General features: G+C 59.9%; 15 protein-coding genes. 9 read left to right on the plus strand and 6 right to left on the minus strand.

What is annotated here, in order from left to right; genetic code table 11:
* The 5 genes from ACTHXA_RS04515 to ACTHXA_RS04535 form a co-directional block, all read right to left on the minus strand.
* Nucleotides 1–288 carry a hypothetical protein gene (locus ACTHXA_RS04515; RefSeq protein WP_441669795.1) on the minus strand — a complete coding sequence of 96 codons (288 nt, stop codon included), beginning with the start codon at nt 286–288 and terminating at the stop codon, nt 1–3.
* Nucleotides 289–412: 124 nt separating this feature from the next.
* A complete protein-coding gene (locus ACTHXA_RS04520; RefSeq protein WP_441669797.1) occupies nt 413–1423 on the minus strand; it encodes an NAD(P)-dependent alcohol dehydrogenase in 1011 nt (336 codons plus the stop codon).
* Nucleotide 1424: 1 nt separating this feature from the next.
* Nucleotides 1425–1640 carry a helix-turn-helix transcriptional regulator gene (locus ACTHXA_RS04525; protein ID WP_441669799.1) on the minus strand — a complete coding sequence of 72 codons (216 nt, stop codon included), beginning with the start codon at nt 1638–1640 and terminating at the stop codon, nt 1425–1427.
* Nucleotides 1640–2074 (minus strand): hypothetical protein, encoded by a 435-nt coding sequence (locus tag ACTHXA_RS04530; RefSeq protein ID WP_441669801.1) that lies wholly within the window; start codon nt 2072–2074, stop codon nt 1640–1642. Before ACTHXA_RS04530 ends, ACTHXA_RS04525 begins: the two co-directional genes overlap by 1 nt.
* A gap of 157 nt (nt 2075–2231) precedes the next feature.
* Nucleotides 2232–2780 carry an SRPBCC domain-containing protein gene (locus ACTHXA_RS04535; protein WP_441669803.1) on the minus strand — a complete coding sequence of 183 codons (549 nt, stop codon included), beginning with the start codon at nt 2778–2780 and terminating at the stop codon, nt 2232–2234.
* A gap of 80 nt (nt 2781–2860) precedes the next feature.
* On the opposite strand from ACTHXA_RS04535, the gene ACTHXA_RS04540 reads away from it, so the two are divergent.
* A complete protein-coding gene (locus ACTHXA_RS04540) occupies nt 2861–3334 on the plus strand; it encodes a TlpA family protein disulfide reductase (protein ID WP_441669805.1) in 474 nt (157 codons plus the stop codon).
* A 57-nt stretch (nt 3335–3391) separates the two neighbouring features.
* Here the strand turns inward: ACTHXA_RS04540 and ACTHXA_RS04545 are convergent, their stop codons facing one another.
* The gene (locus ACTHXA_RS04545; RefSeq protein WP_441669807.1) at nt 3392–4051 is read right to left on the minus strand and encodes a GntR family transcriptional regulator; all 660 of its coding nucleotides are present in this window, start codon (nt 4049–4051) and stop codon (nt 3392–3394) included.
* A 228-nt stretch (nt 4052–4279) separates the two neighbouring features.
* Between ACTHXA_RS04545 and ACTHXA_RS04550 the strand changes: the two genes are divergently transcribed.
* The 8 genes from ACTHXA_RS04550 to ACTHXA_RS04585 all read left to right on the plus strand — a co-directional run bounded on the left by ACTHXA_RS04550 (nt 4280) and on the right by ACTHXA_RS04585 (nt 14483).
* On the plus strand, nt 4280–5827 hold the full coding sequence (locus ACTHXA_RS04550; protein WP_441669809.1) for a purine-cytosine permease family protein: 1548 nt from the start codon (nt 4280–4282) through the stop codon (nt 5825–5827).
* Between the two features lie 67 nt (nt 5828–5894).
* Nucleotides 5895–7565, plus strand: coding sequence for a GMC family oxidoreductase (locus tag ACTHXA_RS04555; RefSeq protein WP_441669811.1), 1671 nt, complete (start codon nt 5895–5897; stop codon nt 7563–7565).
* Nucleotides 7562–8017 (plus strand): hypothetical protein, encoded by a 456-nt coding sequence (locus ACTHXA_RS04560; RefSeq protein WP_441669813.1) that lies wholly within the window; start codon nt 7562–7564, stop codon nt 8015–8017. Before ACTHXA_RS04555 ends, ACTHXA_RS04560 begins: the two co-directional genes overlap by 4 nt.
* Before the next feature lie 6 nt (nt 8018–8023).
* A complete protein-coding gene (locus ACTHXA_RS04565; RefSeq protein ID WP_441669815.1) occupies nt 8024–9430 on the plus strand; it encodes an NAD-dependent succinate-semialdehyde dehydrogenase in 1407 nt (468 codons plus the stop codon).
* A 42-nt stretch (nt 9431–9472) separates the two neighbouring features.
* A complete protein-coding gene (locus ACTHXA_RS04570; RefSeq protein ID WP_441669817.1) occupies nt 9473–10237 on the plus strand; it encodes a LamB/YcsF family protein in 765 nt (254 codons plus the stop codon).
* The gene (locus ACTHXA_RS04575) at nt 10234–11916 is read left to right on the plus strand and encodes a 5-oxoprolinase/urea amidolyase family protein (RefSeq protein WP_441669819.1); all 1683 of its coding nucleotides are present in this window, start codon (nt 10234–10236) and stop codon (nt 11914–11916) included. The genes ACTHXA_RS04570 and ACTHXA_RS04575 overlap by 4 nt, the downstream gene beginning before the upstream one ends.
* 2 nt (nt 11917–11918) lie before the next feature.
* Nucleotides 11919–13661, plus strand: coding sequence for an acetyl/propionyl/methylcrotonyl-CoA carboxylase subunit alpha (locus tag ACTHXA_RS04580; RefSeq protein ID WP_441669998.1), 1743 nt, complete (start codon nt 11919–11921; stop codon nt 13659–13661).
* A 21-nt stretch (nt 13662–13682) separates the two neighbouring features.
* Nucleotides 13683–14483: a putative hydro-lyase gene (locus ACTHXA_RS04585; RefSeq protein WP_441669821.1), complete on the plus strand. Its 801-nt coding sequence runs from the start codon at nt 13683–13685 to the stop codon at nt 14481–14483.
* Nucleotides 14484–14505 lie beyond the last annotated feature (22 nt).

Below are 14505 nucleotides of genomic sequence, written 5' to 3' on the forward strand. Positions count from 1 at the left end.
CTAGTCAACGACCTTGTCTCGTCCTCGGCGCGAAAGCCGTGCCCGGTTCTTCGATCGTGATTCGGTCTCGGCAGATTCCTTTGCCATTTCCTCATAGATTCGAGCCTCGGCACGCTCCTTGATGACCTTCATCCCCTCATCAAATACGGCATGGGTCAACGCGGCTTTGCTGCTTGCTGATGCGGGGAGCTGTTCGCGATATTCGGGGGAGGACTGCAGTAATTCGAGGTCGCGAAGATCTCGATCGCTCATCGGGACGGAGATTCGGTGGACGGTTGCATCGCTCATGCATCAATTATTGCAGCAAATACTGCACTAATCTATGCTGCATACCGTGTGCATGTCTTGAAGCGTCCGTCGTTCACAATCGCAACCGCACCCGATTCACTGCCACTCGCGAGTGGCGCTCGGGCTAAGCCGCAACCGGCAGGACAACCACCTTCCCAACCGTGTGTCCCGCGTCTACATGCGCAATCGCCTCGCGTGCTTGGTCGAGTGGCCAGGTGCGTTCAATGACGGGAGAAATTTGCCCGTCCGCCGCCAAGGTCACGAGTTCGTTGAGGATCTCGGTTTTCGCGACCGCGAGGAAGGAAGCGAGGCGACGCTTCGACCCAATCGACAGCAGGGCCGCGCGCAGCATCCGGGGCAGCGGGCCGAGCACTCGGCTTCCGTCGCCGCCTACCATGACCAGCGTGCCGCCGGGCGCAAGAAGTCGGCGAAGGGTGCGAAGCGGTGCGTTGCCAGCGATCTCGATAATCGCGTCGAATCGATCCTGCGGCAGCGTTCCGATTTCCGTCGTGCGGTAGTCGAAGGTGCGGGATGCGCCGAGGTCTTCGACTAGCGCGCGGTTGCGTTCCCCGCACATCGCCCACACATCGGCGCCTCGGTGTGCAGCGAGTTGGACGGCGTACGTCCCCACTCCGCCCGACGCGCCAATCACGAGGACGCGCGAACCGGTGGAGACGCGGCCCGTGTCCATGGCCTGCCATGCGGTGCCGCCGGCCAAGGGGAGCGCCGCGGCAGTTTCGACAGACAGGTTTTCAGGTCTCGGCACCAGGCGCTCGGCGGGCGCAATCGCATACTCAGCAAGTGCTCCGCTCGGAAGCTCACCCACGACCTCGTCGCCGATCGCGAACCCTGTCACATCCGGACCAATCGCAATGACTGTAGCCGCGGCATCCATCCCTCGGCCGGGTTCCTTCGGCCCACGCAGGCCGAAGGCGAGCCGGACGAGCAGTGGATCGCCGTGCAAAAGGCGGATATCTGCGGCGTTGAGCGCCGTCGCGCGAATCTTGATGAGTACCTCGCCACGACCGGGTGAAGGAATCGGAATCTGTTCAAGGGCGAGGGTTTCGGGGCCGCCGTAGTGACGTTGTTGCCAGGCGGTCATGGTCGTTGTGGTGGTGGGGCTGTGCTGAGACATGTCAGTCCTCCGGGTACTGGAAAATGTCGTCGATGCTGCGGTTGAAGACACGAGCAACTTTGAATGCGAGCTCGAGGGTGGGGGAGTACTTGCCCTGCTCGATGGCGATCAGGGTTTGGCGGGTGACGCCGATTTGTTTGGCGAGTTCGGCCTGGGTCATTCCGGTTTGTTCACGGGTGGCGCGGATGGTGTTGGTGACATTTGTGGGCTTGACCATTAGACGAGCCCCCGTCGGTAGGCGATGACGCTCGCGATGCCGCCGATGATCGATGAGAGGGCGAAGCCAAAAAACATCGTGTTGGCGATCCAGAACCAGTGGGCCTCGAGTGCGCTGAGCACGATGATCCCGAGACCCGCGATGATGAGGAACGCTTGACCGACGCGCGAGCTCATGTGGGCAATCTCACGGTCTCGCTCATCGGATTGTGATGCTGCTTCGGGATCGCGCCGACCCGCGACGATGCCCCAGAGGATGCTCAAGATGATCGCGGCGAGGATGCTTCCACCAATGACCCACAGCATCGTCGGCCACCAAGTGGTTTCGGTGAGCGGTCCGCCGCCAGCCTGTTGCAGGATGACGAGCACATATACGACCACGCCGATCACACTTACGACGAGGCTCGTCCAGATATTGCGCTCTTCATAGACCACGAGCGTCTCCTTGCGTCAGGAATTCGCGATGTAAGGAATTCTTGACATTAACGCTACGGAGGCGGGTCTATGGTGTCAAGAATTATTTACATCGAAGCCTGGGAGATTGTCGGTGGCTGTGTGTCGCGAAGTGCCAGTGGCTCCGGCCTCTCAGCGATTATTTGGCGTCGTAACCAAATTGCGCCGCGTACTGCTCATTCAACTCGTCGAAACCGTAGGCAAGCGCTCGTTCCCCGACGACCCGTTCCCGTTCGACACCGTCTTCTTCTGCGGCGAGCCGCCCAAAGCAGACACGCCAGCCACTCGCCGCGAGGCTTGCGAACGACCGGTCTAGAAGCGTCTGCCGCATTTCGAGGGATGCACCTTCGGGACCCTCAAAAATCGTCCACTGGATTGTCTCCTCACCCCAGCGGTGTGCCAGCTTCCGCGGGCGATCGACCACGAGTACCTCGGTGTCGAATGGATCGGTGTCGGGGCTCTCGCGACTCGTAGAAGGGCCGAGTGAGTCAAATGCGCGATCCGGGACGATGGGGGACCAGCGGTTGAGCAGCTCCGATTCGGTGAGCATTTGCCAGAGAAACCCAGCCGAGTGCGAGAATTCGCGACGCATCGTCAACGTCGAACCGCTTTCGTCGGTGTCGAGTCGTACTTCTATCGGTGCGTGAATCTGCTTGAGAATAGCTTCGTCGGGGCGTGAGTCAGACATACGTCTTTTTTACTTGCTCAGAATGTGCGGTGCATGCACCATCCTTGCTCACCGCACGGCGCCGTGACTAGCCTGAAGCCATGGACCGCCTGATGCCGGCGGGCATTGCCGCCCCGGAGCTCGATATTGCGCAGTGGTTTGGTGAGGAGACCTCGCTGGCGCAACTGCGCGGCAAGGTTGTGCTGATCGAGGCGTTCCAGATGCTGTGCCCAGGATGCCTCAACTATGGGCTACCGCAGGCAGTGCGGGTGCGGAAGCAGTTTCCAGAGGTCGTAGTGATCGGCATCCACACAGTCTTCGAGCATCACGACGTAACCGGGCCCGAAGCTCTGCAAGTGTTCTTGCGCGAGTTCGGAATCCCGTTCCCGGTCGCCGTGGACCGACACGATGGTCGCGGCAACATTCCAATTACCATGGACACCTACCGACTCGAAGGCACTCCGTCGACGATCCTCATTGATAAGTCCGGAGATCTGCGCCTCACGCACCTGGGTGCAATGCCCGATTTGCAGCTCGGTGCGATGCTGGGTGAGCTTCTCGCCGAAAAAGCGTGACCTGTGCGCTGGGCAGTCAGTGCAGCGCCCTCATTTCTTGGGCCGCCCCGGGTGCGGTTACAAGGCCGCGAGCAGCAACCGCTCTGACTGCACGAGATAGTTCTCAAGTAGGGCGGCGGCGGCGTCCGCACGACCCGCGCGGATTTCATCGACGATCTCGCGATTCTTGCCGAGAAATGGTGAATGCAGGTATTCGGGATTCCCCACGACGCCGAACGCAAGCCGGAGCTCAGCGGACATCCGGTCGTAAAGCGTCTGCAGTATTGGGCTGTCGGTGAGTCGCACTACTGCTGCGTGGAAGTCGATGTTTGCGGTGCCGACTCGATTCCAATTGCCTTCTTTGGCTGCGGCGGTCGCAACGACAACTGCCTGGTTCATGGCATCGAATGCGGGATGCGAGGTTGAAGACGTTCGAACCGCGGATACTTCGATAAGTCGGCGAACTCGATAGATGTCCAGAATTGATGCCAGGGTTGGTACCGCTACGGAGGTGCCACGATTCGGCACCTGCATGACGAGATTCTGCTGGCTCAGTAGCCGAAAGGCTTCGCGCAGGGTGTTTCTTGAGGCATTGAATTCCTTGGCGAGCGATACCTCGGCCAAGTGCTGCCCCGGCGTCATTTCACCGTGAACGATGCTCTGTCGAAGGGACTCTGCAATCTCCTCCGCACGAGATTGCGGAGGCTTCGGTGATTGGGTGCCCTGCGACTGAGTCATAGGTGACAGCGTACGTCGCTGGGCACCAATTGAAGGGCTCGACGCTCCTTCAGTGCCAGACGTGCACTCACCTCAGCGCTAATTTGTGGATCAACGGCTTGTGGATTGTGGAACAATCGCTTAGTCTCGTGATTGCCAACGAAGAGAATCGGTCCTGTCGAGCTCACCGGTATGAGCCCATAACGGCGTGGGAATCGGAACTTGAGGGCCGCAAGCAAAGGAGCAACCATGGCAAAAGCAAACACTCAAAGTGTGCGCTTCCGGACGTCTATGGAGGACGACCCGCAGGTCCTGAAAAACGAGCAGGACGGCGAATACACGAATCATGTCGTCCCCGAGTCGGCTCGAAAAGGCAAAGCGGCAATTGTGGGTAGTTGGTCGGCAATCGCCAGTGCCATGGCGTTTGTCTATTACGGCGCTCTCGGCGCAGCACTCGTGGGCGTCGAACAGGCCGTCATCGGAATGGTGCTGGTAGTTATTGCCTATTCACTGCTCGGTAGTGCAACCGTTCGAGAGGCCATTCGTTGGGGGTTGAACTCGACGCTGCTTTCGCGTCGTATCTTCGGCAATAAGGGCGCCGCGATTGCACCCCTCCTAGTCGGGCTGTGCCTGTTCTACTACGCCGTGTTTGAAGGCAGCATCGTGGCGGTGGCGTTGCAATCCTTCTTCGGTGTGTGGGACATCCGTATTTGGTACGGCATCGTGGTTCTCGGCATGCTTCCGCTCATGCTCGGCGGTATGCAGACCTGGCTGAGCAAGCTCAACTGGGTATCGCTGCCGGTGTATTTCTTCGGCGTTGCGGCGGCAGTCGTCGTAGCCGGAATAAACGTCGGTTGGGAGGGGAACTGGGACGTATTCCCAGAAGGTCCCGACCCGAGCACCGGCATTCCCGGTTGGCTGACGGTATTCATCCTGTACATGGGTATTTTCGTGCTCTTCCCGGAGACACAAGATGCCGGCCGCTTCGCAAAGAAGTCGGACTCGAAATTCCACCAGCACGTGACGTTCGGCTGGGCGTTCTACGGCGTGGCGTACCTCTTCAATGGCCTTGTTGGCATCGCGATTGTCGGATTCGCCGCGCACGCCGGCGAGATTACGGAGAGCGGCGTTGTCCAAGGAATTATCGACAGCCTCGGCATTATCGGGTTGATTGTGATCATTGTGAGCCAGGTGCGAATCAACTCTGCAAACTTCTATTTCTCGAGCGTGAACTTTGAGCGCTTTGTCGGCCACTTTTCGAAACGCGGCATTTCGCGGAAGATGTGGGTCGTCGTCCTCTCGGCAGGCATGTTCCTCGTCATGCTCACCGACGTATTCAGCTATATCTCCGCGGCACTCGCTTGGCAGGCGGTGCTCATCGTGTCGCTCATCGCAATGATGATTACTCACCAGATCCTCAACCGCGGTGAGGAGCCCGAGTTCCGAGCGCTTCGCGTGAAGTCATTTGGGCCAGGAGTCGCCGTCTGGTTTGTCTCGGCCGGTACCGGCATTGTGCTGCTCCAGCTTGCCAATGTGCTTCCCACGGCATCTGCGCTCGCCCCGTTGATCTCATTCGTGCTTGCGGTGGTGCTGTATGTCATCGTGCACTTCTGCAAGGGCACGGCACTGCGTCGAAATCAAGACGACCCGGTGCGCGAACAGATCGAAGACCTCTGGGGAACGCGAATTCAGTGTGATGCGTGTGACCTGTCCTATGTTGCACGGGAAATGGACGTCTCATCCGCAACAAACGCGACACTGTGTCTCGCATGCCAGGAAACCGAGAAGGTTGAGTAGTAATCCTGGCCGACACTACGTCGGTTGACGGAAACTTCTGCTGCAAGGAAAGAAAAGGAACGAAGCTATGGCAGAGAAAATAGGGGAGTACCAGCTCCCAGAAATCGCAGACGTCGTTGTCATCGGTGCAGGCCCGGCCGGTGCCGTAATGACGAAGGCTCTTGCTGAAGCTGGAATGACCGTAGTCTGCCTCGAGCAGGGCGACTGGCCCGACTACTCGACGTCTCGCAATGCGGGCATAGAGCGTGAACTTGTGGGCGGCAAAGAGTGGTCGCCGCAGCCAAATATTCGTCAGGGTGTCGGTGATTTCGCGGTCGACGAGACGGATGCTGACATCAGCGCTCTGCTCTGGGCTGGGGTTGGCGGTAGCGCCATGATGTATGCCGCGCAGTGGCAGCGCAATCTTCCCTCAGACTTCCGCGTGCGTAGCTTCGACGGCGTTGCTGATGACTGGCCGATGTCCTACGAGGAACTCATCCCCTATTACCGTCAGGCCGAAAAAGACTTCGCGATCGCAGGGCTCGATGGTGACCCGGCGGTTCCTGGCACCTCGTTTCCCATGGCGCCCACGCCGATCGGCGAAGTTGGTCGACGGATGGGTGAAGCACACAACCGCCTCGGTTGGCACTGGTGGCCAGCAGCCAACGGCATCGCGACTCGCCCATACGGTCGGTTGAAGCCGAGCGAGCGCAAGGGAGCAACCTTCCTCGGCGTTGGCGACCAAGCAAAAAGCACGGTTGACTTCACCCACTGGCCGGAAATCTCGCAGCGCAAGAACGCCTTCCTCCTGACTCGCTCTCAGGTCGCCAAGATCGAGACGGATGCGACAGGTAAGGCCTCGGGCGTCGTGTATTTCGATGCCCAGGGTGTCGAACGTCGACAAAAAGCGCAGCTCGTTGTCCTCGCGGCGAACGGACTCGGTACGCCCCGACTCCTGCTCATGTCCGCGAATGCACAGCATCCTGATGGTCTCGCGAACGCGAGTGGCCTGGTCGGCAAGCGCCTCATGATGCATCCATATTCGGCAGTCGTTGGCACGTTTGAGGATGAAGTCGGTACGGCTCAGGGAGCATACGGGCATTTACTCCACTCGCTCGAGTTCTATGAAACCGACGAGTCTCGCGGCTTCGTGCGTGGAGCGAAATGGGGGCTCATGCCAACCGGCGGTGCGATGGAAATGACCCGCGCATTCCCCTGGGGCGACAATCGCGACCTCTGGGGCACACACTTCAATGACACGGTTCGAGAACGACTGAACCACTCGGCGACCTGGGGGATCATCGCGGAAGACCTGCCCGAAGACCACAATCGAGTTGAACTGAATCCCGAAGTGGTGGACGAACACGGACTTCCCTCGGTGAAGATTCACTACAAGAACTCCGAGAACACCCGTCGTCTCCTCGCCTTCCACGTGGAGCGCGCGAAGGAATCATTCGAGGAAGCCGGCGCCAAGAAGATTAACGTGGCCCCGCACATCCGAAATACCGGATGGCATCTCCTCGGTACTGCAAAAATGGGCTCTTCTGCCGAGGACTCCGTCGTCGACCACGCGGGCCGGGCGCACACCGTGCCCAATCTCTACATCGTGGATGGCAGCACCTGGCCCACCTCTGCAGGCACGAACCCCACGGCGACTGTCGTCGCAATGGCGATGCGGACCGCAGAACTCATTCTTTCTGGACATGCCAATTCGGATGCTGGATATGCAGCGACCGGGTCGAAAGGAGCAAACGCATGAGCACCAACACGTCTCTTTGGACAGCGGAAGAGGAACAGGCGATTTTACGAATTGCCGACCTTTTGATCCCCGGCGATAGCAGCACACCGAAGGCGTCTGCTACAGCCGATTACATTGACGCCATGCGCAGGATCTGTGAGATTCGTCCCGATCTGATTGAACCCACGCGACGACTCGTGAATGAATTTGCTGCCGTCTCTGCGCTCTCCGTCGAGTTCATTCGTGAAAAGCAGCCTGATCTCTTTATTGAGGTTTCGGAACTCTTTGCGGGCGCTTATTTCGTCGATGACCAGGTGCTCGAGACACTGGAATACCGCAATAAGCAGACAATTCCGCTCGACGACGAAAATCAGCGGGTGGCTGAACTCAATGCACTCGTTCGTCCCGTAATGGAACGCGGCAATATCTGGCGCGAAACTGCCGTCGCGGACGCACAAAGCGAAGGAAACTGAACGCGAATGAACACCAACGTTGAAACGACGACATCGGTATCCGGATATCGAGTGCAGAACCCAGCCACGGGAGAGCTGCTCAAGAACTATCCGTACCCTTCGCAGTCTGAAATCGAACAGACCCTTTCCCGCGCCGACAAAGCATTCAATGAGTGGAAGACGCTGAGTGTGCGCGAACGGGCAGAGGCAGTGCAGCGTGCGGGCGAGCTTTTCAAGTCTCGTGTCGAAGAACTCGGCGAGATCATTACCCGAGAAATGGGTAAGGGCCTCTCGGAAAGCCAAGCCGAAATTGACCTGTGCAAGGGCATTTTTGACTACTACGTTGAACAGGCTGAAGTCTTGACGGCGGACCAGACGATTTCGGTGCCTGCGGGCAACGAAGCAATCGTTGAGAAGCTCCCTATCGGTGTTGTACTCGGAATCATGCCGTGGAATTTCCCCTATTACCAGCTGTTGCGGCTCGTGGTCCCGAACCTGATTCTTGGTAACACCATCATCATTAAGCCCGCGGAAACCTGCCCGGAATCGGCACTCGCTATTCAGCAGATCTTCGAGGATGCCGGGTTGCCAGCGGGCGCATACAACACGGTGCTTGCGACGCACGAGCAGATTGAGCAGCTCGTCAATGATTCGCGGGTACGCGGCGTCTCGGTGACCGGTTCGGAGCGTGCCGGCGTTGCCATTGGGATCAATGCGGCACGGAACCTGAAGAAAACGGTACTCGAGCTGGGCGGATCGGACGCCTATGTCGTACTGGATGCAGAGGATGCGGCTGCGGCGGCACGCACCGCGTGGACCACCAGAGTGTCCAATATGGGGCAATCCTGCAACTCGAATAAGCGAATCATCGCGATGGATTCGGTCTATGACGAACTAGTTAGTGAGATGGTGTCGCTTGCGAGTGACTTGAAGCCGGGGGATCCGAATGCCGAGCTTCCAGGAACGTTTAATCCGATGGCCTCCGCACGTGGCGCAGCGGAACTGGAAGCGCAGATCCGTGACGCCGTCGAGAAGGGCGCCACACTCCACGTCGGCGGTAATATTGTCGAAGCGGGCAGTGCCTATTTCGTCCCCGCGGTGCTGACCGGAGTGACTAAAGAAATGCGTGCATATTCGGAAGAACTATTCGGGCCCGTCGCGGTGATTTATCGCGTGGAGAGCGACGAAGAGGCTGTAACGCTTGCCAATGATAGTGAATTCGGGCTAGGCGGTGCAGTGTTCTCGAGCGATATTGACCGAGCGACAAAAGTGGCGCGTCAGCTGGAGTCCGGAATGACGCACGTCAATGTGCCAGCCGCATTTGGGGCTCAGCTGCCTTTCGGCGGTGTGAAACGCTCCGGTATTGGCCGTGAGCTGGGACCTGAAGGGATGGATGAGTTCGCGAACAAGCGACTGCTTTACGTTGCTCGATAGGGCGATTAGTGTCAACCATCCACGTGGAATAGAGGATCAATAATGAAAATCGACTTGAATAGCGATCTGGGTGAACACTCTGGCGGCCTAGAACTTGGTAGCGATCTCGCCATGATCGAACTCGTGACGAGCGCCAATATCGCTTGCGGTTTTCATGCTGGTGACCCGCGATCGATCTTCGACACCTTGCAGGCAGCTGCTCGTCAGGGTGTGACCGTCGGTGCCCATGTTTCTTATCCCGACCGCGAGGGCTTTGGGCGGCGCCCGATGGAGATTGAGGATGCCGCTCTCGAAGCGGACGTCATTTACCAGATCGGGGGATTGGAATCGCTCGCTCGGGCCGCCGGTACCCGCGTTTCCTATGTCAAGCCTCACGGTGCGTTGTACAACGCGATTGCGACCAATGAGCGCCAGGCTGCCGCGGTGATCCGCGCGGTGAAGCGGATGAACCCAGACTTGCCCCTGGTGTGTCTTGCTGCCGCGCCCATCGTGGAGCAGGTACGGAGCGAAGGACTCCGTGCCGTACCCGAGGCATTTGCCGACCGGATGTATCAAGAAAACGGCTTACTGGTATCGCGCTCGGAAGAGGGCGCAGTGTTGCATGACCCCATTCTGGTCGCCAAGCGAATGCTGCAGCTGGTGAAATTCGGCACCGTGCCATCGCGAGAGGGCGCACTTGTGACAGTGAACGCAGAATCGATTTGTGTCCACGGAGACAGTGCCGGCGCTCTGCAGATGGCGAAAGCTGTCCGGCACCAGCTTGAGGCGGAGCAGATCGATATCGTGTCCTTTATGAGTGCAGCATGAGCGCTGATACCGTGACCCCCGAACTTGCACTGCCATTTGTTCGCCGCGCCGGCGACCGCGGTCTGCTCCTCGATTTTGGCAGTCTGGATGACGCACTCCACGGATTCCAGGCCCTGCAGCACGCGCGTGCCGCTAGCCGATTCGAGGCGGATGAACTCGTCCCAGCGGCAGAGACGGTGCTCATTCGGGGCGGCGATGCCCGCCACCCCGAAGTCCTCGTCCGGTTACTCCGCGATGTGCTCATCGCAGGACAAGGTGCCGACGCGGCACAGGCGCACCACGATGACATTGTGGTGCCGGTCGTGTACGACGGCGTTGACCTCGAAGAAATTGCTGGGCTGACCGGATTCTCCGAAACGGAAGTGATCAGTCGTCATACGGAGGCCAGCTACACCGTTGCGTTTACCGGATTCGCACCGGGCTTTGCGTATTTATCTGGCGGCGACACCGCGCTTATCGTGCCGCGGCGGTCCACGCCTCGACACCGAATCATCGCCGGATCGGTGGGGCTCGCTGATCGCTTCACCGGGATCTATCCGCGCGAGAGTCCAGGTGGCTGGCAACTCCTCGGCCACTCGACGCTGCCGATGTGGGACCTGTCGCGACCTGATCCAGCGCTCCTCAAACCAGGCGGGACGGTTCGGTTCGAGGCAGTTCGTGACAGTGCGACCACAGCCACACCGCTTCGCACGGAACACACGACCGAAGTCACGAGCGCGCCCCAAGATTCGCAGCACGCCGTCGCCGTGCTGGAAATACAGCAGCCAGGACTGATGACGATATTCCAGGATTTTGGCCGACCCAATCTCGCGAATCTTGGGGTGTCCGCATCCGGCGCTGCCGACCGAACCGCGCTCGTGACGGCGAACGAACTCGTCGGCAATGTACGAGGCGCGACCGCGCTCGAACTCGGCGCCGGAACGGTTTCATGTCGCGTCGTGCGAGACACCGTGATCGCACTCGCAGGTGCACCTCGACGCGGAACCATCAAGGGGCCGCTCGGCGTTCGAGACGTGCCTCATGAGCAAGCACTTCGCGTGAATACGGGTGAGATCCTGCAGCTCGAACCGCCCGAACGTGGCGTCCGGACCATGCTCGCGGTGCGCGGCGGAATCGAGGCGGGGACCGTGCTCGGAAGCGCGTCGAGGGATACCCTCGCTGGCTTAGGTCCGGAGCCACTGGCCGCGGGGGACCGCATTCTCGCGAATGAATCTTCCTCGCAAGCGGTTGGCTTCGCGCTGCCGCCAAGCCGCCAGTTTGCTGGCGTTGGTGAGACCACCACGCTCCGCATCCTGCTGGGCCCGCGCGATGATTGGTTCGATACTGCGGGGCTCGACACGTTCTGGCAGACGCGGTGGGAAGTGTCTCCGCGCAGTGATCGGGTTGGCGTGCGGTTGGTCGGTGCGAGCATTAGCCGCGACGAAGCACACGTTGATCGCGAATTGCCGAGTGAAGGGCTCGCGACGGGAGCGATCCAAGTGCCGCCTGACGGGCAGCCGGTCCTTTTTCTTGCTGATCACCCGGTGACCGGCGGATATCCGGTAATCGGATCCGTGTGTGAGGCAGATCTGGATCTCGCGGCGCAGCTGCCGCCAGGATCCTTCGTCAAATTTGAACGGTGTGAGACCAACGACGGTCTCGATGAATTAGTTGATTTCAATAAGGATGCAACTCAATGAGCATGAAGAAGATTCTCATCGCGAACCGCGGCGAAATTGCCGTGCGAGTGATTCGCGCAGCCAAAGACGCGGGCATTGCGAGTGTCGCAGTCTACGCCGACGATGACGTTGATGCGCTTCATGTCCGTCTCGCCGACGAAGCCTTTGCGCTTGGTGGCCAGACTCCTGCAGAGTCCTATCTCAACATCGAGAAAATTCTGGAAATTGCCGCACGCTCGAGTGCCGACGCCGTGCATCCCGGCTACGGATTCCTCTCGGAGCGAGCAGACTTCGCGAAGGCTGTCCAGGATGCGGGCCTCACTTGGATCGGCCCGGACCCGGAGACGATTGAACTGCTCGGTGACAAAGCGCGGGCTCGTGCGCTCGCGGCCGAGGTGGGTGCGCCGCTTGTGCCGGGCACCCAGGGCGCGGTCTCGGGCGTCGAGGAAGTGCTCGAATTCGTTGATACACACGGACTTCCCGTGGTGATCAAGGCGGTATTCGGCGGCGGTGGTCGCGGGATGCGTGTGGTCAGGGACCGTGCGGAGGTTCGTGACGCGTATGAAGCGGCTGTTCGCGAGGCCGTTGCCGCATTTGGTCGCGGAGATTGCCTCGTGGAACGCTTCTTGGACCGCCCTCGACACATTGAGGCGCAGGTGCTCGGTGACAAACACGGGCGCGTGCAAACTATCGGTACGCGAGACTGTTCCCTGCAACGACGCAATCAAAAGCTCGTTGAGGAGGCGCCAGCGCCGTTTCTGAGCGACGAGCTCCGTGTGCGCATCCATCGTTCCGCCGAGGACGTGTGTGCCGCGGCGAACTATGTCGGGGCGGGCACCGTCGAGTTTCTGCTCGGCGAAGACGGGACGCTCTCGTTCCTTGAGGTCAATACGCGGCTTCAGGTCGAGCATCCAATTACCGAGGAAGTCACCGGGGTTGATCTCGTGCAAGAACAGTTCCGTGTGGCATCCGGCGAACCACTGACGCTACCTGAGGAGATTCCGGCGCACGGGCACGCATTCGAGTTTCGGATTAATGCGGAAGACCCGGCCCTGGGCTATCTCCCCACTCCGGGAGTCGTCGAGCGCTTTGAGGTGCCGGGCGGACCGGGTGTTCGAGTGGATGTGGGCGTGTACCCGGGGTATGTCGTTCCCGGGACCTTCGACTCGCTACTCGCGAAACTGATTGTGTGGGGCAAGGACCGCAACCAGGCGCTGGCTCGAGCGCGGCGCGCCCTCGAAGAGTTCCAGATTGATGGCGTCGCGTCGGTGCTGCCATTCGACCGCTATGTCGTGACTGCGCCGGCATTCATTGGCAACGACGATGCATTCGCAGTGCACACGCGCTGGATCGAAGAAGAGAGCGACGCCGACTTCGATCCGGCCGAAGCAGTCCCCGTACCAGCGAAGCAAGGCCTGACACGGCTGTCGATTGAAATCGACGGGCGCATGGTGGAGCTGGGATTGCCGCAAGCACTGCTCTCGGGGCTCGCACCCACCGCCGGTAGCGATCGCGAGGACCAGGCGACGGAGTCGACCGACTCAACCGCCGATGACGGCGCCCTGCTTGCACCATTCGCGGGGATTCTCAGTGAATGGAAACTCGAAGACGGTGCCGATGTTGAGGCAGACGAAACCGTTGCGCTCATCGAAGCGATGAAAATGGAAATGCCAATCAAGGCAACCCGAAGCGGCAAGCTCAGCCACGCTGTGGAAGCCGGGCACCAGGTGACCGCCAACGCGGTACTTGGTTCGGTGCGAGCCTAAGACTCACGGAAGAAGAGAGCGATGACAGCGATTGCCAATGACCAGCAGCTCACGGCCGCACGAGAAGCGCGCGAGCGCTATCGTGCTGGTGAGGTGGTACCGACGAGCGGAATTGCGCACGGGCTCGTGCAGGCGAACTTGATTTCCGTTCCCGCTGATTGGGCCTTTGACGTGCTGTTGTATGCCCAACGGAACCCCAAGGCCTGCCCCGTACTCGAAGTGCTCGAGGCGGGCTCCTTCGAACCCTCGCTCGCGCCCGGTGCGGATCTGCGCACCGATATTCCCGCCTATCGAGTGTGGCGCGACGGGGTGCTTACCGAAGAAGTCGCCGATGCGACGGCGATCTGGGAAGAGCATCCGGACCTCGTGTCGTTTTTGATTGGCTGCAGCTTCACCTTCGAAGCGGGGCTGGTGGATGCGGGTATCGAGATTCGACACCAGTCACTTCGTCGAAATGTGCCGATGTATCGAACCTCGGAGCAGTGTGCTCCGGCAGGACGATTAACTGGGGAGCTCGTCGTATCGATGCGACCGATCCCGGCGAATCGAGTTGCCGATGCGGTGCGGATCTCTGGCCGCTACCCGGCCGTGCACGGTGCGCCGGTGCATGTCGGTGACCCCGCTTCGCTCGGGATTGCGGATCTTTCACAACCTGATTTCGGGGACGCTCCCGAAGTTCGCGAGGGTGAGATTCCCGTGTTCTGGGCCTGCGGGGTGACTCCGCAAGCGGCGATTATGGCGTCGAAGCCGCCGTTCGCGTTGACGCATGCGCCGGGTCACATGTTCATTACGGATGTTCCGGACGCGGCGTACATGGCTTAGCCGGCACGATAAGTCGGGCTTG

Origin of the sequence: Gulosibacter sp. (assembly GCF_052090685.1) — a bacterium.
Classification (GTDB): domain Bacteria; phylum Actinomycetota; class Actinomycetes; order Actinomycetales; family Microbacteriaceae; genus Gulosibacter.